Source organism: Micromonospora sp. CPCC 205546, from assembly GCF_036902715.1.
Taxonomy (GTDB): Bacteria; Actinomycetota; Actinomycetes; order Mycobacteriales; family Micromonosporaceae; genus Micromonospora.
Window position 1 is genome coordinate 1 of sequence record NZ_JBAKHL010000179.1, and the last position, 706, is coordinate 706.

At 73.2% G+C, this 706-nt stretch carries 1 protein-coding gene; it reads left to right on the forward strand.

What is annotated here, in order from left to right; all coding sequences use genetic code 11:
• Positions 1-706 (forward strand): acyltransferase domain-containing protein (locus tag V6U77_RS29930; RefSeq protein ID WP_334610084.1); only part of this gene is annotated, 706 nt, incomplete at both ends.

Here is a 706-nt window from a genome sequence, read left to right on the forward strand (position 1 = left end):
GTCGTACGCCGGTGTTCGACGCGAAGCTGGCGGAGTGCCAGCGGGCCCTGGCGCCGTACCTGGACGTGGATCTGGTGTCGGTGTTGACCGGCGAGGACGAGTCGTGGCTGGCGCGGGTCGAGGTCGTGCAGCCGGTGCTGTGGGCCGTGGGCATGGCCCTGGCGGCGGTGTGGCAGCACTGCGGTGTCACCCCGGCTGCGGTGATCGGTCACTCGCAGGGCGAGATCGGCGCCGCGTGCGTGGCCGGGATCCTGAGCCTGGAGGACGCGGCGAAGGCGGTGGCGTTGCGGTCGCGGGCGCTGACGGTGCTGCGCGGCACCGGCACCATGGCGTCGGTCGACCTGTCCGCCGACGCCGTCACCGAGCGTCTGCCTGAGTTCCCGGGTGTCGGGGTGGCGGCGGTGAACGGTCCGTCCACCGTCGTGGTGTCGGGTCCGCCGCAGCCGGTGGCGGACCTGGTGGAGGCGTGCCAGGCCGACGGGGTGCGGGCGCGGTTGATCCCGGTGGACTACGCGTCGCACTCGGCGGCGGTGCAGGACGTCGCGGAGCAGTTGCGCGCGGACCTGGCCGACGTCACCCCCCGGCAGGGGCACATCCGGCTGGTCTCGACGTTGACCGGGGACTGGGTCGACCCGGCGTCGATGACGGCGGACTACTGGTACGACAACCTGCGGCAGACCGTGCAGTTCGACCCGGCCGTCCGCGT